Below are 16686 nucleotides of genomic sequence, written 5' to 3'. Positions count from 1 at the left end.
TCATGTACCTGCCCAGACACGACCTGTGTCCCGGGCGGTCCTGTTCCCGGATGATGTGGAGACCCCATGGCTCATCTGCCGTCCAGACGCCGTCTCGCCCTCGCGGTGCCCGTCGTGCTCTCGCTGACCGCCTCGCTCGGCTTCCTGCCGACGGCGGCCGCGGCGGCCCCGGTCACGGCCTCCGCCACGGAGGCGGCCGACGCCGGCACGTTGACGTACGTCGTCAACACGAGGGTGGACCACCGCACGATCGGGTCGGTGAAGGAGGCGATCACCGCGGCCGGCGGCACCGTCACCGTGGCGTACGACCGGATCGGCGTGCTCGTCGCGCGCTCGGCGGACCCCGGCTTCGGCGCGACGATACGCGCGGTGCGCGGGGTGGAGTCGGCGGGTGCGACCCGTACCGCCCCGCTGAGCCCGGCGGGCACCACCGACGAGGGCGCGGCGCAACTGCTGTCGGAGGCGGACGCCGCGAGGACCGCGAGCGCGTCGGCGGCGGCGGGCGAGAGCGAGCCCCTCGAGGCCGACCAGTGGGACCTGCGCGCGATCGGCGCCGACAAGGCCGCCGAGATCGACCCGGGCAGCAGGAAGGTGACGGTCGCCGTGATCGACACCGGCGTCGACGACACCCACCCGGACCTCGCCCCGAACTTCTCCGCGTCCCAGTCGGCCAACTGCGTCGGCGGCGTCGCGGACACCTCCGAGGGCGCCTGGCGCCCGTACACCGCGCAGGACTACCACGGCACGCACGTCGCCGGTGAGATCGCGGCGGCCCGCAACGGCATCGGCGTGGCCGGTGTGGCGCCCGGGGTGAAGGTCGCCAGCATCAAGGTGAGCGACCCCGTGGACGGCCTCTTCTACCCGGAGAACGTCGTCTGCGCCTTCGTGTTCGCCGCCGACCACGGCGTCGAGATCACGAACAACAGCTACTACGTGGACCCGTGGCTGTACAACTGCCTGGACGATCCCGACCAGCGGGCCATCGTCGACGCGGTCAACAGGGCGCAGCTGTACGCCCAGCGGAAGGGCACGCTCAACGTCGCCTCCGCGGGCAACTCCAACCACGACCTGGACGCCGACGAGGTCGTCGACTCCAGCAGCCCGGACGACTCCACGCCGGTGACGCGGACGGTCGACCCGCACACCTGCCTCGACGTGCCGACCCAGCTGCCGGGCGTGGTCACGGTGAGCGCGACGGGCGTCAAGGGCACCAAGTCGTACTACTCCAGCTACGGCCTGGGCGTCGTCGACGTCGCGGCTCCGGGCGGCGACCGGTACCAGGTCCCGGACACCCCGTCGGCCAACGGCCGCATCCTGTCGACGATGCCGAACAACGCGTACGGCTTCCTCCAGGGCACCTCGATGGCGTCCCCGCACGTCGCCGGTGTGGCGGCGCTGCTGAAGTCGACGTACCCGTCCGCGTCCCCGGCGACGTTGCAGGCGCTGCTCAAGGCGCAGGCGGACAACCCCGGGTGCCCGGCCGAGCCGTACGACGGCAACGGTGACGGCGTGGTGGACGCCACGTGCGCGGGCGGCACGCGGCTCAACGGGTTCTTCGGCTTCGGCGTCGTGAACGCGTTGCGCGCGGTGCAGTAGCCGGAGGTCCGGGGCTCTCCCGGGGCCGGACGGGGGTCCCGTCCGGCCCCGCCCGGACCCCGCCCGGCCCGGGTCCGGCCCGGGTCCGGACGGACGGGTGGGCGGGTGGGCCGGTGGGTCGGTGGGTCGGTGGGTGGCTGCGAGGGGTTCCTGTGGTGATCCGGTCGGCTCCGGTCGGCTCCGGTCGGCTCCAGTCGGTGATGCATAGTGCGGTCATGATGGATATCGCGTCCGCCTGGGCGGACCTGGGCGGCCGCCCCGCCCTCCTCGCGCGCGTGACGACCCTGCCGCGGGAGGGCGTCCTCCCCTCCCGGCTTCCGGTACGGGAACTGGCGCGGGCCTGCGTCGGCGCGTGCGCGCTCGCCGGAGCCGAGCTCGCGGCGGTACGGGCCGGGCTCACCGAGGTGCCGCGGGTGCGGGTGGACGACGGGGCGGTGGCCACCGCGTTCGTCAGCGAGCGCCATCTGCTGGTCGACGGGCGGGCGCCCGTCTCCTTCGCGCCGCTGTCGCGGTTCTGGCGGACGGCCGACGGATGGGTGCGCACGCACGCCAACTACCCGCACCATCGTGAGCGGTTGCTGCGGGCGCTGGACCTGCCCGGCGGTGCGGGTCCGGCCGCCGTCGAGGCGGCCCTCGCCGGGCGCTCCGCCCTGGAGGTGGAGGAGACGGTGACCGCCGCCTCGGGCCTGGCCGTGGCGCTGCGCACGCCCGCGCAGTGGGCCGCGCACCCGCAGGCGGCGGAGGTCGCCCGCCGGCCGCTCGTCGAGAGCGAATCGCTGGACACCGCGCCCGCGCGTGCGCTGCCGCACCTCGACGGCACTCCCCTGCTGCCGGCCGCCGGACTGCGCGTGCTGGACCTGACCCGGGTCATCGCCGGCCCGGTCGCCACCCGCACCCTCGCGCTGCTGGGCGCGGACGTCCTGCGCGTCGACGCGCCCCACCTGCCCGAGCTCCCCGACCAGCACGCCGACACGGGGTTCGGGAAACGGTCGGCGGTCCTGGATCTCGGTGTCGACCGGCGGACGTTCGAGGAACTGCTCGCCACGGCGGACGTCGTCGTCACGGGGTACCGGCCCGCGGCCCTGGACCGGTTCGGCCTCTCCCCCGAGGCACTGGCCGAGCGCCGGCCCGGGCTGGTCGTGGCGCAGTTGTCGGCGTGGGGGGCGTACGGGCCGTGGGGCGGGCGGCGTGGCTTCGACAGCCTCGTCCAGGCCGCGACGGGCATCGCTGCCGTCGAGGGGACGGACGGTCGGCCCGGCGCACTGCCCGCCCAGGCGCTCGACCACGGCACCGGGTACCTCCTGGCGGCGGCGGTCCTGCGCGCGCTGACCGACCGGTCGGCGCAGGGCGGCGGCCGGGTCCTGCGACTGTCACTGGCGCGCACGGCGGCTTGGCTGACGGAGGGGGCGCGGCCGGGCGGCGTGGACGGCGGTGCCGCGTCGGCGGGCGGGGGCGACGCCGACTTGGCGGGTAGAGAAGGGGCCGACGCCGGCTCGGCGGGCGGGGGCGACGCCGCCAGGGCGGGCCTGAGCAGGGTCGCCGCCGGCTCGGCGGGCGGGCAAGGAGCCGACGCCGCCTCAGCGGGCCGGAGCAGGGGCGACGCCACCTCGGCGCGCGGCGCAGGAGCCGACGCCGCCTCAGCGGCCGAGGGCGGGGCCGACGCCCGCCACGACGAAGTCGCGCCCGGCCCCCGCGAGATCGGCTACGACGAAGTCGCACCCCGACTCCCCGAGACCACGCACGACGAACCCGTCCCTCGGCCCCCCGAGCCCGCGCGCGGCGAGTCCGCTGTCCGGCTCGCCGAGGCCGACAGTCGGCTCGGGCGGCTGCGGTACGTGCTCCCGCCGGTGTCCTTCGACGGCGGGCCGGTCGACTGGGCGGTGCCGCCGGGACCCTGGGGGGCGGATCCGGCACGCTGGGCGGGGTGAGCGGCCGGACCCGGCGGTACCGCCCGCGCCCGGGGGGGGAGTCGCCCGGTCCTGCGGCACCGCCCGCACCCAGGGGAGTGAGTCGCCCAGCCCGGCCGCACCGCCCCGCACCCACGGCAAGCTGAGCGGCCCGGCCCGGCCGCACCACCCGCACCCACGGCAAGCCGAGCGGCCCGGCGGAGGGTGGGCGGTGGTCCGTCGCCCCGGCCTCACGCCCCCGCCGCCCCCAGCAGGATCCCGGCCGCGTGCGTCACCCCCATCGCCAGGGCCCCGCCGCCGACGTTCCGCACCACCGCGCGCCGCGGTCGCGCCGCGCCCAGCCGGGCGCTGGTCCATCCCGTGCAGGCGAGGGCGAGCAGCACCGAGACCACCGTCACCGGCAGCCGCCGGTCCGGCGGTGGCAGCACGATCGCCAGAAGGGGCAGCAGGGCGCCGACCGTGAAGGCGAGGAAGCTGGCCCAGGCCGCGTGCCAGGGGTTGGTGAGGTCGTCGGGATCGATCCCGAGCTCCACGCGCGCGTGGGCCCTCAGCGCGTCCCGCCGGGTCAACTGGACGGCCGCCTCCCGGGCCACCGGCCGGCTCAGGCCCCGCTCCTCCAGCAGTACGGTCAGTTCCTCCAGCTCCGCCTCCGGCTGTTCGCGCAGCTCCCGTTTCTCCTGGGCGAGGGCGGCCTTCTCGGAGTCCCGCTGCGTCGACACCGAGACGTACTCCCCCGCCGCCATGGACATCGACCCGGCCAGCAGTCCGGCCAGGCCGGCCGTGAGCAGGGTCGAGCGGTCGCCCGTCGCACCGGCCACGCCGACGACGAGACCGGCGGTGGAGACGATGCCGTCGTTGGCGCCGAGGACGGCGGCGCGCAGCCAGTTGAGGCGGGATCCGAGCGTGCTGTCGTGGGCCTTGCCCCCGGGAGGTTCCGGCGTGGGTTCCGTCACAGGTCGGAGGATCGCACCCCGGGCGCCGCCCGCACCGTACCGACGCTCCACGCGCGCGTGACGGGGTGTGACACCCCGTCCGGGCGGACCGGCCGAACTGCCGTGCGCCGCGGGCACCTTCCGTCCGGCTTCGTCCCGCACGCGCGTGTGGCGGCGGCCGGGGCCGGGCGGGGACACGTGCGCGGGGTGTCAGTGGCGGCCCGTATCCTCAGGGACCATGCTCGAAGACCGCACGACCACAGCGCCCTCCGCCACGGAGTGGCCGGCCGCGTATCCCCAGGGGTACGCGGTCGTTGACGTGGAGACCACCGGCCTGGCCCGCGACGACCGGATCATCTCCGCCGCCGTCTACCGGCTGGACGCGCGCGGTGAGGTCGAGGACCACTGGTACACGCTGGTCGATCCGGAGCGCGATCCCGGCCCGGTGTGGATCCACGGTCTGACGAGCGACGCCCTGGCCGGGGCGCCCGTGTTCCGTGACGTCGCCGAGGAGTTCGCGGCGCGGCTCGCGGGCCGGGTGCTCGTGGCGCACAACGCGGTCTTCGACTGGCAGATGATCGCCCGGGAGTACGCGCGCGCGGAGCGCGAGGCCCCGGTGAAGCAGCGGCTGTGCACCATCGCCCTCTCGAAGGAGCTGGGCCTGCCGCTGCCCAACCACAAGCTGGAGTCGCTGGCGGCCCACTTCGGCGTGGTCCAGCGGCGGGCGCACCACGCGCTCGACGACGCGCGCGTGCTGGCGGAGGCGTTCCGGCCGAGCCTGCGGGCCGCGGCGGCGGGCGGCGTACGGCTGCCGCTGCACGAGTGCCGCCCGCTGACGGAGTGGCAGGACCGGCCCGCGCCCAGGATCGGGCAGCAGCCGGGAGGTTCGGGCGGTTACGGAAACTATCGACCGACCAGTTGGCGTCCGTCCCGGAAACGCCCGGTATGCCCCTACCCCAACCCCGGCCGGTACGAAGACGGGAAAAGGCTGAAGCAGGGCATGCGGGTGGCGTTCTCGGGCGACACGTCCGTCGACCGCGAGCTGCTGGAGGACCGTGCGGCGGAGGCGGGGCTGCACGTGGCGACGAGCCTGTCACGGCTGACCAGCCTGCTGGTCACCAACGACCCCGACTCGGGCACGTCGAAGGTGGTCAAGGCGCGCCAGTTCGGGACTCCGGTGATCGACGAGGCCGCCTTCGGGCAGTTGCTGCGGGACGTCGAGCCCGCGGACGAGTGACCGACACGGACAAGTGACCAGCACGGACGGGTGACCGTCACGGACGGGTGACCCCTGCGGACGGGTGACCCCTGCGGACGCCCCCGCCGGGAGGCCGGGCGGGGCCGCCGGCCGCCTCGCCGCGACCCGTACGTACGGGTGATTGCCGCACGACTCGCCCGCCGCCCGCTCGCCCGCGCCACCGCGACCGCCCACCCTGTGGCCCATGGCGACCTGTGAAGTCTGCGGAAACAACTACGGCATGACCTTCGAGGTGCACGCGCAGGGCGCGGTGCACGTCTTCGACTGCTTCTCCTGCGCGATCCACCGCATGGCCCCCATCTGCGAGCACTGTCGTGTCCAGATCATCGGTCAGGGTGTCGACGTCGAGGGCCACTGGTACTGCGGCGCGCACTGCGCGCGGGCGGAGGGGAAGGTGGGCATCGTCGACCGCGTCTGAGCGCCCCCTGCCCGAGGCACCCCACGGCCCGGGAGGTACGGTCGTGGGGTGTACCGCTTCCTGTTGTCCCGGCAGTGGGTGATCCTCACGCTGGTCGCCCTCCTCCTCATCCCCACGATGATCAGGCTGGGCTTCTGGCAGATGCACCGCTACGAGGAGCGCACCGCCCGCAACCAGCTGGTCTCCGACGCGCTCACCGCCGACCCGGTGCCCGTGGAGAAGCTGACCGCTCCGGGTCACACCGTCACCACCGGCGAGCGGTACCGCACCGTGACGGCGGAGGGCCGCTTCGACCCCGAGCGGGAGGTCGTGGTCCGGCGACGCGTCAACGCGGACGAGGAGGTCGGCTTCCACGTCCTCACCCCGTTCGTCCTGACGGACGGCACGGTGCTGCTGGTCAACCGCGGCTGGATCCCCGCCGACGGCGCGAGCCAGACCGAGTTCCCGAAGGTCCCGGCACCCCCCACCGGCACGATCACCGTCACCGGGCGGCTGATGCCCGACGAGACGACCGAGGCGAGCGGCATCAAGAACCTCGACGGGCTGCCGGACCGGCAGGTCATGCTGATCAACAGTGAGCAGGAGGCGGAGCGCCTCGGCGCCCGGGTGCTCGGCGGCTACGTCGTGCAGACCGCGCCCGAGCCCCGCGGCGACACCCCGGAGCTGATCGGCAAGCCCGGCGACGAGGACGCCGCGCTGAACTACGCCTACGCCATACAGTGGTGGCTGTTCTCCGCGGGCGTGCCCGTCGGCTGGGTGATCCTGGTCCGCCGGGAGCGACGGGACCGGACCCAGGCGGCCCGGCAGGAGACCGACCGGACGGAACCGGCGACGGTGTAGCCGGGGCCGGCGGCACGGCCGCCACGGACCGCGTCTCACTCCCCCGGCCGCAGCCCTGATTGCCCCCGGGGCGAGCCGGGAACCCGCACCCCGTGCACCCCCGCATCGAGGACTACGCCGTGATCGGCGACGAACAGACCGCCGCGCTGGTCGGCCTGGACGGCTCCGTCGACTGGCTCTGCCTGCCCCGCTTCGACTCCGGCGCCTGTTTCGCCCGCCTCCTCGGCGACGAGCGCAACGGTCACTGGCGCATCGCGCCCAAGGGGGTCGACGGCCCCTGCACCCGGCGCGCGTACCGCCCCGACACCCTCGTCCTGGACACCGAGTGGGAGACGGACGAGGGCGCGGTCCGCGTCACCGACCTGATGCCGCAGCGCGACCGCGCCCCCGACGTCGTCCGCGTGGTACAGGGCCTGCGCGGCCGGGTCACCGTCCGCTCCACACTGCGGCTGCGCTTCGACTACGGCTGGGTCGTCCCCTGGATGCGCCGGGTCGACGGCCACCGGGTGGCGGTCGCCGGACCGGACGCGGTCTGGTTCCGCAGCGAACCCGCCGTGCGCACGTGGGGCGAGGACTTCGGCACGCACGCGGAGTTCACCGTCGCCGAGGGCGAGTCGGTGGCGTTCGTCCTGACCTGGCACGCCTCGCACCACGCGCGGCCGCCTCTCGTCGACCCGTACGAGGCGCTGCGGTCCAGCGTCGAGGACTGGCAGGCGTGGTCGGCCCGCTGCCGCTACGACGGACCGCACCGGGACGCCGTCGTGCGCTCCCTCATCACGCTGAAGGCCCTCACGTACGTGCCGACGGGCGGTATCGTCGCCGCGCTCACCACCTCCCTGCCGGAGGAGATCGGCGGGCTGCGCAACTGGGACTACCGCTACTGCTGGCTGCGCGACTCCACCCTCACCCTGGGCGCGCTGCTGGCGGCCGGGTACCAGGAGGAGGCCGAGGCCTGGCGCGACTGGCTGCTGCGCGCCGTCGCGGGCGACCCCGCGGACCTTCAGATCATGTACGGGCTGGGCGGCGAGCGCCGGCTGCCCGAGTGCGAACTGCCCTGGCTGTCCGGCTACCTGGACTCCCGGCCCGTACGCATCGGCAACGGGGCCGTGAACCAGCTGCAACTGGACGTCTACGGCGAGGTCATGGACTCCCTGTCCCTCGCCCGCGCCGCGGGCATGTCACCCAAACCGCACATATGGTCGTTGCAGTGCTCGCTGATGACCTGGCTGGGCGAGCACTGGCGGCAGCCGGACGAGGGGCTGTGGGAGGTGCGGGGCGGCCGCCGTCAGTTCGTGCACTCCAAGGTGATGGTGTGGGTGGCCGCCGACCGGGCCGTGACCGCGCTGGAACGCCATCCCGGGCTCCGCGGCGACCTGGAGGGCTGGCGGGCGTTGCGCGACGAGGTGCACCGCGAGGTGTGCGCGAAGGGCTACGACGCCGAGCGCAACACGTTCACCCAGTCCTACGGCTCGCGCGAGCTGGACGCCTCGCTGCTGCTGATCCCCCGCGTCGGCTTCCTGCCGCCCGACGACCCACGCGTGGTCGGCACCGTCGACGCGGTCCGCGCGGAGCTCGGCCACGGCGGCCTGGTCCGCCGCTACAGCACCGACGGCACCACGGTCGACGGCCTCCCCGGCGACGAGGGCACCTTCCTGGCGTGCTCGTTCTGGCTCGCCGACGCGCTGCACCTGACGGGCCGTACGCAGGAGGCCCGCGAGCTGTTCGAGCGGCTGGTGGGCCTGGCCAACGACGTGGGGCTGCTGGCCGAGGAGTACGACCCGGTGAGCGGCCGCCACCTCGGCAACTACCCCCAGGCGTTCAGCCACATCGGCCTGGTCAACACCGCCCTCACCCTGTTCGGCGGCGAGGAGGCAGGATAGGGGCCATGGATCTTGGACTGAAGGACCGGGTGTACGTCGTCACCGGGGCCACGCGCGGCCTCGGCAACGCCGCCGCGCGCGAGCTGGTCGCGGACGGCGCGAAGGTCGTCGTCACCGGACGGGACGCGCAGCGCACCGCCGACGCGGCGCGGGAACTGGGACCGAACGCGGTCGGGGTGGCCGTCGACAACGCCGACCCGCAGGCGCCCGCGCAGTTGATCGCGGCCGCCCGCGAGCACTTCGGCGGCTTCGACGGCGTGCTCGTCAGCGTCGGCGGCCCGCCGCCGGGGTTCGTCGCCGACAACACCGACGAGCAGTGGCAGGCGGCGTTCGAGTCGGTGTTCCTCGGCGCGGTCCGGCTCGCGCGGGCGGCCGCCGCCGAGCTGGAGGCCGGTGGTGTCATCGGGTTCGTGCTGTCCGGTTCGGTGCACGAGCCGATCCCCGGGCTGACGATCTCGAACGGGCTGCGGCCGGGGCTCGCGGGGTTCGCGAAGTCGCTGGCGGACGAGCTGGGACCGCGGGGCGTCCGGGTCGTGGGCCTGCTGCCGGCGCGGATCGACACGGACCGGGTGCGCGAACTGGACGCCCTGTCGGCCGATCCGGAGGCCACGCGGGCCGCCCACGAGTCCCGCATCCCGCTGCGGCGGTACGGCAGGCCGGAGGAGTTCGGCAAGACGGCGGCGTTCCTGCTGTCCCCGGGCGCCTCCTACCTCACCGGCATCATGCTGCCGGTCGACGGCGGCATGCGACACGGCTTCTGACCACCGGGACGACACACCGGCCCCGGGCGGCAGGACGGCAACGCGCCTCCCGACCGGCAGGACGACACACCGGCCACGCCGACCGGACAGCGCACCGGCCCCGACCGACGGGACGGCACACGCCTCCCGACCGACCGGACAGCACACCGGCCCCGACCGACGGGACGGCACACGCCTCCCGACCGACCGGACAGCACACCGGCCCCGACCGACGGGACGGCACGCGTCTTCGGCCGGTAGGAGACGCACGGGTTTCGCCGGGCGCTGCCCAGCGCGGCCCCCAGGCGCGCGGCCCCCAGGCGCGCGGTGCGCCCGCGGAGCCGTGCGCCGGGACGCCGGCCGGCCACGTCGGCTCACCGGTGACCGGCACGCCGTCCCCCGCGGCCGCTCAGCTCACCCGTTCGGCCTTGTGTCTGGCCGTCCGCAGGCGGACCTCCGCCGGGAGGGAGCCCAGCGCCGCGGAGTCCCGCGCGTGGGTGAGGGACTCGGCCGCCAGGTGGTGCAGGGCGTCCGCCGGGTCGACGTGCGGCTCCAGCAGGAGACGGACGCGGACCTCGGGGGCGTCCCTGCGGCCCGTCAGGTGGGCGTGGGCGTGGGCCACGCCGTCCAGACGGGTCGCGTCGTCGGCCAGGACCCCCTCCAGGGCCCGGCCGCGCAGCAGGGCGCCCGCGCCGTCGCCGGTGTCGACGAGGACCTCGGCGAGCCGGTGGCGGCGCAGGACCGCGACCAGCCACCACAGCGCGAGCAGGACGAGGACCGTGAGGACGGCCAGCACGGCCGGCCACCACCAGGCCTCACCCCGCCAGTGGGTGCGCTCGGCGGTGCTGAGGAGCACGTCGTGGGGGCCGTCGTGGATCCACCAGGAGGGCGGGGAGACGCCCAGGCCGACGGCCAGCACCGCGCCGCCGAGGGCGAGCAGGACGAGGCCCACGAGCCCCAGCACCACCCGGTCGACCGTCCTGAGCACCGCCCTCACCCCTTCCCGCCGAGCCTGCGCACGTGCACCTTCAGCGCGGGCGGACGGGCCAGGCCCAGACCGCGGACCGCGTCACCGAGCACGGCGTCCAGGTCGGCGCGTACGTCGTCCAGGTCCCGGAAGTGGGAGACCGCGCGGACGTCGGCCCTGCGGCGGCCGACGCGGACCCGCACCGACTGCACACCGGCGACCTCCATGGCCCGGTCGCGCAGCACCAGCGCGGCGGCGCCGCGGCTGAGACCGGCGCGGACCTCCGGCCGGCTGCGCCGCATGGGCAGCACGTCGCGCAGGCCCGGCGTCATCGCGAGGACGATCAGCCACAGGCCGAGGGCGACGGCGCCGCCCGCGCCGACGAGCACCCAGGTGTCGTCCAGGGGCCGTTCGGCGAGCTGCCGGGCGAGTTCCCGGCGCGCCTGGAGGGCGGGCCGGTCGGCGCGGACGGCGGCGATGTCGTACAGGAAGGCGCCCGCGAGGCCCAGGAGCGCGAGGGCGACGACGGCCGCCGGGACCCGGCGCGCCGACCAGAAGCGGCCGCTGCTCGCCGCGGGAGCGGGCTCGCTCTCCGGTGTCTCCGGTGGGTCGTCGGGTGTCTTCTCCAGGACCGGCAGCCGCTGTGTGGTGCCCTCGGAGCCCCGGGGCTCGCTCATCGCGTCCTCCCGTGTGCCACGCCGTGTGCCGCCGTCGGATGCAGCCGTTCGACCCTGACGGCGACTTCCGGCACCTCCATTCCCACCAACGCGCCTACCCGCTCGGTGACATGACGACGCACCGCGTGACAGCGCGGGCCGATGTCGGCCGGATAGCCGAGTTCGAGGTGGACGCTGACGTGGGCGGCCTCGACGGGCGTCCCCCCGCTCGGACGGAGGGAGGAGTGGGGGCGTACGACGACGGTGGCGTGCGGGCGCGCGGCCTCCGGCGGCAGCGGGCCCACCGCCTCCCGGGCGGCCTGGGCCGCCACCTTGGCGACGACCCGGTCGGCGATCCGCGTCGCGCCGCGCTCCCGCGGCGGGACGACGTCCGGACCCCGGCCGGGCGCGTCGTTGCCCTCGCTCACGGACGTCACCGGCGGCGGCCGTCACGCGTGCGGAACAGATCGCCGAGTTCCAGGTCCCCTTCCAGGAACCGGCCGACGACGAAGCCGACGGCGCCCAGCGCCGCCACCAGCAGAAAAGCCCCGAACCCGCCGAAATACCCGGCGAAGCCCAGCGCCATGCCGGCGATCAAGCCGACCACGGCCATGCTCAAGGTGGTCTCCCCTCACCGGTCGCCCGGGGGACGTGTCACTGGATCCGGGTCTCCGGTTCCTCTTCCTCTTCCTCCGGCAGCTTGACGTCGCTCACCGCGATGTTGACCTCGACGACCTCGAGGCCGGTCATCCGCTCCACGGCCGCGATCACGTTCTCCCGCACGTCGCGTGCGACGTCCGAGATGGCGACGCCGTAGTCGACGACGATCTCCAGGTCGAGCGCGGTCTGCACCTCGCCGACCTCGGCCTTGACGCCCCGGGTCACCGACTTCGACCCGCCGGGCACCCGCTCCCGCACCGCGCCGAAGGTGCGGCTCAGACCGCTGCCCATGGCATGGACGCCGACGACGTCCCGTGCCGCCAGTCCGGCGATCTTCTCCACGACTCCGTCGGCGATGGTGGTACGGCCCCGGCTGCCCGGGGCGCCCCCGCCACGCCTGGTGGGCTTGCGGGTCTGCGCCGGATCGGTTCCCACGTCCGGGGTCTGCGTCCGGTTCTGCTCCGATGTCTCGCTCATCACCGTACGTCCTTTTCGGTCGTATTCCTTCGACCACGGTAAGCGCGGTTGCCCGTGCGCGCGCCGGGATGCGGCAGGCTGGAGGAATGACGGCGGACAGATGGACGCGTGCGGTACGGGATCAGCTCGGCCTGGGCAGGCTGCTCCCTCTGGGTGGGCCGCGGGACGGCGCGTGGATCGCGGAGAGCGCGGCGGAGGTGGTGCTGCGCCGGGCGGTGGGGGGACTGGCGGGCGTGCGCCTGGGGGTGCTGCGGATCGCGCCGGCCGATCCGGAGGGCGGGTACGAGCCGGCCGTCCCGGCGCCGCCGAGCGCGCTGCCGCCGGGCCCGCTCCGGGTGACGGCGGGCTTCGCCGCGGAGGCCGCCGAGCCCCTGCCGGCCATCGCGGCCCGGCTGCGGACGGCGCTGGCGACGGTCGCGGCGGAGCGGCTCGGTCTGGAGGTGGCGGAGGTGGACCTGCGGGTGACGGCGCTCCTCGACCGGGGCGAGGAGGACACGGCCGGCCGGGAACCGCAGGGCGTGCCGGGCGGCCGGGTCGTCCTGCGGCTGTCGGGGGCGGCCGGGGAGGGGGACGAGGCGCGCGTCGCCGCGGCGGTCCTCGCCGTGCCGGGGGTGACGGGGCTGACGGCCGCGCTCGGACGGGCGGTGCGGATCGAGGCACGGCGCGGCGGGACGGCCGCCGCGCTGTCGCGCTCCCACGCGCGCGTGGAGTTCGGGGTGGGGGCGGACCATCGGGCCCTGGACGTGGCCCGGGAGGTCCGCGGCGCGGTCGCGGAGGTGCTGCGGGATCAGCAGCCGACGGTGGCGGTGCTGGTCACCGCGGTGAGCTGAGCCCGCTCGCGCACCGGCGCCCGCTCGCTCACCGGCACGCGCTCGACCACCGGCGCAAGCTTGACCCCGGCGCACGCTCGACCACCGGTGCGCGCCCATTCACCTCCGCGCACCCATGCACTGGCGCGCGCCCATGCACTGGCGCACGCCCATTCACCGGCGCGCGCCCACGCACCGGCCGCGCGCCCGTGGGCTCCTGCCGCCCGTTCATTCGCCGACGCCCGCCAGGTCCCGCAGCCGTCGGGCCTGGGCGGCGCGTTCGGCGGCCCGCTGCTCGTCGTAGGTGCGGTCGCCGGCGCCGCGCAGCAGTGCCTTGGTCTCGACGACCGCGTCCCGGGGCGCGGCCAGGATCGCCGCGGCCAGGTCGCGCACCGTCGTGTCCAGCTCGGCCACGGGCACGGCGACGGTGGCGAGGCCGGAGCCGACCGCCTCCTCCGCGTGCACGAAACGGCCGGTCAGGCACATCTCGACGGCCCGGCCGTAGCCGACCAGGCTGACGAGGGGGTGCGTGCCGGTGAGGTCGGGCACCAGTCCGAGGCTGGTCTCGCGCATCGCGAACTGCACGTCGTCGGCGACGACGCGCAGGTCGCAGGCGAGCGCCAGCTGGAAGCCGGCGCCGATGGCGTGGCCCTGGACGGCGGCGATCGACACCAGGTCGTTCCGTCGCCACCAGGTGAAGCCCTCCTGGAACCCGGCGATGGCGGCGTCGAGTTCGGCGTCGCCACTGCGCGCGAGGTCGATGAAGGAGGGTTCGCCCTCGATCCCCTCGGGCGTGAACATCTGCCGGTCGAGCCCGGCGGAGAAGGACTTGCCCTCGCCGCGCAGCACGACCACCCGGACGGAGCCCGGCAGCCGGCGCCCGGCTTCGGCGAGCGCGCGCCACATGGCGGGGCTCTGCGCGTTGCGCTTGGCCGGGTTGGTCAGCGTCACCGTGGCGAGCGCGTCGTCGACGGTGAGCCGTACGCCGTCCTGGTCGAGCAGGGGAGCGAGTTCCTGGTCGGGCGAAGCCATGGGGCGCCTCCGATGGGTGCGGTCCGCGGAGCGATGCGGGAAGCATCGCTAAGTGACTGCACAGTAACCACCCGGCCGGTCCGTGGATCCCCCGGGCCCCTCACGGGCCCGGGGGGAGATCGACCGGGTGGCCACCATCGAAGCCGGTGGGCCGCCCGGGATCAGGACGAGGCGGCCTTCTTGCCCCGCGTCGCACCGCCACGCCCACGAAGCGTGACGCCCGACTCGCTGAGCATCCGGTGGACGAAGCCATACGAGCGGCCGGTCTCCTCGGCCAGTGCCCGGATGCTCGCACCGGAGTCGTACTTTTTCTTCAGGTCTGCCGCGAGCTTGTCGCGCGCGGCGCCGGTCACCCGGCTGCCCTTCTTCAGAGTCTCGGCCACCCGTGCCTCCTCATGGGAAGTGCGCTCTGGTCTCCTCATGATCACCCCTCCGGGGCGTGATGGCCACCCATTCGGCAAGGTCCGTGCGACAGGGTTGTGACGACAGGAGCACGTCCCCACAAGTGGAATCCGTCATTCCGCACGACGGCGTTCGTGGGGCCGAACGGGTGCATCGGAGAAGTGCCAGGTCAGGGACGCACGACGGCCGATCCCTTGTCGACAAAGGGATCGGCCGCGAGATGGGTGTAGGACACACCTCGATACGAGGAGATCTCACACAGATGATGGATCACCGGTAGGCCGAATGATCCATACGCCGTGGATCACCCGTTCGATCACGCCAGGGCGACGAGATCCGCGTAGTCGGAGCCCCACAGGTCCTCGACGCCGTCGGGGAGCAGGATGATCCGCTCGGGCTGGAGGGCCTCGACGGCGCCCTCGTCGTGGGTGACGAGGACGACCGCGCCCTTGTAGGTGCGCAGCGCGCCGAGGATCTCCTCGCGGCTGGCCGGGTCGAGGTTGTTGGTGGGCTCGTCGAGCAGCAGCACGTTGGCGGAGGAGACCACGAGGGTGGCCAGGGCCAGACGGGTCTTCTCGCCGCCGGAGAGGACGCCGGCCGGCTTGTCGACGTCGTCGCCGGAGAAGAGGAACGAGCCGAGCACCTTGCGGACCTCGACGAGGTCCATGTCGGGCGCGGCGGAGCGCATGTTCTCCAGGACCGTGCGGTCCGGGTCCAGGGTCTCGTGCTCCTGGGCGTAGTAGCCGAGCTTGAGGCCGTGGCCGGGGACGACCTTGCCGGTGTCGGGCTGCTCCACCCCGCCGAGCAGGCGCAGCAGGGTGGTCTTGCCGGCGCCGTTGAGGCCGAGGATGACGACCCGGGAGCCCTTGTCGATGGCGAGGTCGACGTCGGTGAAGATCTCCAGCGAGCCGTACGACTTCGACAGGCCCTCCGCCATCAGCGGCGTCCTGCCGCAGGGTGCGGGCTCGGGGAAGCGGAGCTTGGCGACCTTGTCGGACTGGCGGACGGCCTCCAGGCCGGAGAGCAGCTTGTCGGCGCGGCGGGCCATGTTCTGCGCGGCGACCGTCTTGGTGGCCTTGGCGCGCATCTTGTCGGCCTGCGAATGCAGTGCGGCGGCCTTCTTCTCGGCGTTGGCGCGCTCGCGCTTGCGGCGCTTCTCGTCGGCCTCGCGCTGCTGCTGGTAGAGCTTCCAGCCCATGTTGTAGACGTCGATCTGGGAGCGGTTGGCGTCCAGGTAGAACACCTTGTTGACGACCGTCTCGACCAGGTCGACGTCGTGGGAGATGACGATGAAGCCGCCGCGGTAGGTCTTGAGGTAGTCCCGCAGCCAGACGATCGAGTCGGCGTCGAGGTGGTTGGTCGGCTCGTCGAGGAGCAGGGTGTCCGCGTCGGAGAACAGGATGCGGGCCAGCTCGACCCGGCGGCGCTGGCCGCCGGAGAGCGTGTGCAGGGGCTGGCCGAGCACGCGGTCGGGCAGGTTGAGCGCGGCGGCGATGGTGGCGGCCTCGGCCTCGGCGGCGTACCCGCCCTTGGTGAGGAACTCGGTCTCCTGGCGCTCGTACTGCTTGAGCGCCTTCTCGCGGGTGGAGCCCTGGCCGTTGGCGATGCGCTGCTCGTTGTCGCGCATCTTGCGGATCAGGACGTCGAGGCCGCGCGCGGAGAGGATGCGGTCGCGGGCGAGGACGTCGAGGTCGCCGGTGCGGGGGTCCTGCGGGAGGTAGCCGACCTCGCCTGAGCGGGTGACCTGGCCGCCGGCGGGGATGCCCTCGCCCGCCAGGACCTTGGTCAGGGTCGTCTTGCCGGCACCGTTGCGGCCGACCAGGCCGATGCGGTCGCCCTTGGCGACGCGGAAGGAGGCGTTCTCGATGAGGATGCGGGCACCGGCGCGCAGCTCGATGCCGGAGGCGGAGATCACGGTCAGACTCCTGTGCGGGGTCGTTGGCGGGATGGGCGGCTGAGGACGTTCCCGCCGTCTAATGCGCGAGGAGAATGGCCATGGGGGCCAGTCTAACGGGGTTGTGCAACCAGTTTTTCTGGTTCGGGTGTTCGATCTTGGCGGGGCGCCGTTCCGGGGCGTTGTCGGTGCCGGCTGCCAGACTGGGCGGCTGACGA

At 74.4% G+C, this 16686-nt stretch carries 17 protein-coding genes; 8 read left to right on the top strand and 9 right to left on the bottom strand.

Annotated elements, in window-relative coordinates:
- The first annotated feature begins 66 nt into the window (after positions 1-66).
- Complete coding sequence (locus ACFYWQ_RS40200; protein WP_389524690.1) at positions 67-1596, top strand: S8 family serine peptidase; 1530 nt, start codon at positions 67-69, stop codon at positions 1594-1596.
- Between the two features lie 215 nt (positions 1597-1811).
- Positions 1812-3524 carry a CoA transferase gene (locus ACFYWQ_RS40195; protein ID WP_389524687.1) on the top strand — a complete coding sequence of 571 codons (1713 nt, stop codon included), beginning with the start codon at positions 1812-1814 and terminating at the stop codon, positions 3522-3524.
- A 209-nt stretch (positions 3525-3733) separates the two neighbouring features.
- On the opposite strand, the gene ACFYWQ_RS40190 is transcribed toward ACFYWQ_RS40195, so the two are convergent.
- Complete coding sequence (locus tag ACFYWQ_RS40190) at positions 3734-4456, bottom strand: VIT family protein (RefSeq protein WP_389524684.1); 723 nt, start codon at positions 4454-4456, stop codon at positions 3734-3736.
- Between the two features lie 217 nt (positions 4457-4673).
- Here ACFYWQ_RS40190 and ACFYWQ_RS40185 point away from each other — a divergent pair, with 217 nt between their 5' ends.
- The 5 genes from ACFYWQ_RS40185 to ACFYWQ_RS40165 all read left to right on the top strand — a co-directional run bounded on the left by ACFYWQ_RS40185 (position 4674) and on the right by ACFYWQ_RS40165 (position 9592).
- A complete protein-coding gene (locus ACFYWQ_RS40185) occupies positions 4674-5672 on the top strand; it encodes a DEDDh family exonuclease (RefSeq protein WP_389524682.1) in 999 nt (332 codons plus the stop codon).
- A 205-nt stretch (positions 5673-5877) separates the two neighbouring features.
- The gene (locus ACFYWQ_RS40180; protein WP_130437465.1) at positions 5878-6111 is read left to right on the top strand and encodes a hypothetical protein; all 234 of its coding nucleotides are present in this window, start codon (positions 5878-5880) and stop codon (positions 6109-6111) included.
- Between the two features lie 48 nt (positions 6112-6159).
- Entirely contained in the window at positions 6160-6951 is a 792-nt protein-coding gene (locus ACFYWQ_RS40175; protein ID WP_389524679.1) for an SURF1 family protein, read from the top strand.
- A gap of 92 nt (positions 6952-7043) precedes the next feature.
- Complete coding sequence (locus ACFYWQ_RS40170; RefSeq protein WP_389524677.1) at positions 7044-8831, top strand: glycoside hydrolase family 15 protein; 1788 nt, start codon at positions 7044-7046, stop codon at positions 8829-8831.
- Between the two features lie 5 nt (positions 8832-8836).
- Positions 8837-9592 carry an SDR family oxidoreductase gene (locus tag ACFYWQ_RS40165; RefSeq protein WP_389524674.1) on the top strand — a complete coding sequence of 252 codons (756 nt, stop codon included), beginning with the start codon at positions 8837-8839 and terminating at the stop codon, positions 9590-9592.
- 388 nt (positions 9593-9980) lie between these two features.
- Here the strand turns inward: ACFYWQ_RS40165 and amaP are convergent, their stop codons facing one another.
- The 5 genes from amaP to ACFYWQ_RS40140 are packed head-to-tail and all read right to left on the bottom strand — an operon-like array spanning position 9981 to position 12331.
- Entirely contained in the window at positions 9981-10568 is a 588-nt protein-coding gene (gene amaP, locus ACFYWQ_RS40160) for an alkaline shock response membrane anchor protein AmaP (RefSeq protein WP_389524671.1), read from the bottom strand.
- Positions 10565-11215, bottom strand: coding sequence for a DUF6286 domain-containing protein (locus ACFYWQ_RS40155; RefSeq protein ID WP_389524668.1), 651 nt, complete (start codon positions 11213-11215; stop codon positions 10565-10567). The genes amaP and ACFYWQ_RS40155 overlap by 4 nt, the downstream gene beginning before the upstream one ends.
- Positions 11212-11631 (bottom strand): Asp23/Gls24 family envelope stress response protein, encoded by a 420-nt coding sequence (locus ACFYWQ_RS40150; protein WP_389524665.1) that lies wholly within the window; start codon positions 11629-11631, stop codon positions 11212-11214. Before ACFYWQ_RS40150 ends, ACFYWQ_RS40155 begins: the two co-directional genes overlap by 4 nt.
- Positions 11628-11813: a hypothetical protein gene (locus tag ACFYWQ_RS40145; RefSeq protein WP_389524663.1), complete on the bottom strand. Its 186-nt coding sequence runs from the start codon at positions 11811-11813 to the stop codon at positions 11628-11630. Before ACFYWQ_RS40145 ends, ACFYWQ_RS40150 begins: the two co-directional genes overlap by 4 nt.
- Positions 11814-11848: 35 nt before the next feature.
- Positions 11849-12331: an Asp23/Gls24 family envelope stress response protein gene (locus ACFYWQ_RS40140; RefSeq protein ID WP_389524660.1), complete on the bottom strand. Its 483-nt coding sequence runs from the start codon at positions 12329-12331 to the stop codon at positions 11849-11851.
- Positions 12332-12417: 86 nt separating this feature from the next.
- Here ACFYWQ_RS40140 and ACFYWQ_RS40135 point away from each other — a divergent pair, with 86 nt between their 5' ends.
- Positions 12418-13161: a nucleopolyhedrovirus P10 family protein gene (locus ACFYWQ_RS40135; protein ID WP_389524658.1), complete on the top strand. Its 744-nt coding sequence runs from the start codon at positions 12418-12420 to the stop codon at positions 13159-13161.
- A 207-nt stretch (positions 13162-13368) separates the two neighbouring features.
- On the opposite strand, the gene ACFYWQ_RS40130 is transcribed toward ACFYWQ_RS40135, so the two are convergent.
- The 3 genes from ACFYWQ_RS40130 to ACFYWQ_RS40120 form a co-directional block, all read right to left on the bottom strand.
- Positions 13369-14172, bottom strand: a complete 804-nt coding sequence (locus ACFYWQ_RS40130) for an enoyl-CoA hydratase/isomerase family protein (protein WP_389524656.1) — start codon at positions 14170-14172, stop codon at positions 13369-13371.
- 161 nt (positions 14173-14333) lie between these two features.
- Positions 14334-14555 carry a helix-turn-helix domain-containing protein gene (locus ACFYWQ_RS40125; protein ID WP_004002281.1) on the bottom strand — a complete coding sequence of 74 codons (222 nt, stop codon included), beginning with the start codon at positions 14553-14555 and terminating at the stop codon, positions 14334-14336.
- A gap of 335 nt (positions 14556-14890) precedes the next feature.
- On the bottom strand, positions 14891-16489 hold the full coding sequence (locus ACFYWQ_RS40120; RefSeq protein ID WP_389524653.1) for an ABC-F family ATP-binding cassette domain-containing protein: 1599 nt from the start codon (positions 16487-16489) through the stop codon (positions 14891-14893).
- Between the last annotated feature and the right edge of the window lie 197 nt (positions 16490-16686).

The sequence above is a fragment of the Streptomyces sp. NPDC003247 genome, from assembly GCF_042888135.1.
Classification (GTDB): domain Bacteria; phylum Actinomycetota; class Actinomycetes; order Streptomycetales; family Streptomycetaceae; genus Streptomyces.
The sequence above is the reverse complement of the archived record's forward strand: the minus strand, read 5'-3'. Positions and strand labels throughout refer to the sequence as shown.

Bases quoted from the DNA above. Each gene is read 5' to 3' on its own strand.
- ACFYWQ_RS40200 (WP_389524690.1), top strand. From the start codon at position 67: ATGGCTCATCTGCCGTCCAGACGCCGTCTCGCCCTCGCGGTGCCCGTC.
- ACFYWQ_RS40140 (WP_389524660.1), bottom strand. From the start codon at position 12,331: ATGAGCGAGACATCGGAGCAGAACCGGACGCAGACCCCGGACGTGGGA.
- ACFYWQ_RS40155 (WP_389524668.1), bottom strand. From the start codon at position 11,215: ATGAGCGAGCCCCGGGGCTCCGAGGGCACCACACAGCGGCTGCCGGTC.
- ACFYWQ_RS40185 (WP_389524682.1), top strand. From the start codon at position 4,674: ATGCTCGAAGACCGCACGACCACAGCGCCCTCCGCCACGGAGTGGCCG.
- ACFYWQ_RS40130 (WP_389524656.1), bottom strand. From the start codon at position 14,172: ATGGCTTCGCCCGACCAGGAACTCGCTCCCCTGCTCGACCAGGACGGC.
- ACFYWQ_RS40135 (WP_389524658.1), top strand. From the start codon at position 12,418: ATGACGGCGGACAGATGGACGCGTGCGGTACGGGATCAGCTCGGCCTG.
- ACFYWQ_RS40180 (WP_130437465.1), top strand. From the start codon at position 5,878: ATGGCGACCTGTGAAGTCTGCGGAAACAACTACGGCATGACCTTCGAG.
- ACFYWQ_RS40195 (WP_389524687.1), top strand. From the start codon at position 1,812: ATGATGGATATCGCGTCCGCCTGGGCGGACCTGGGCGGCCGCCCCGCC.
- ACFYWQ_RS40165 (WP_389524674.1), top strand. From the start codon at position 8,837: ATGGATCTTGGACTGAAGGACCGGGTGTACGTCGTCACCGGGGCCACG.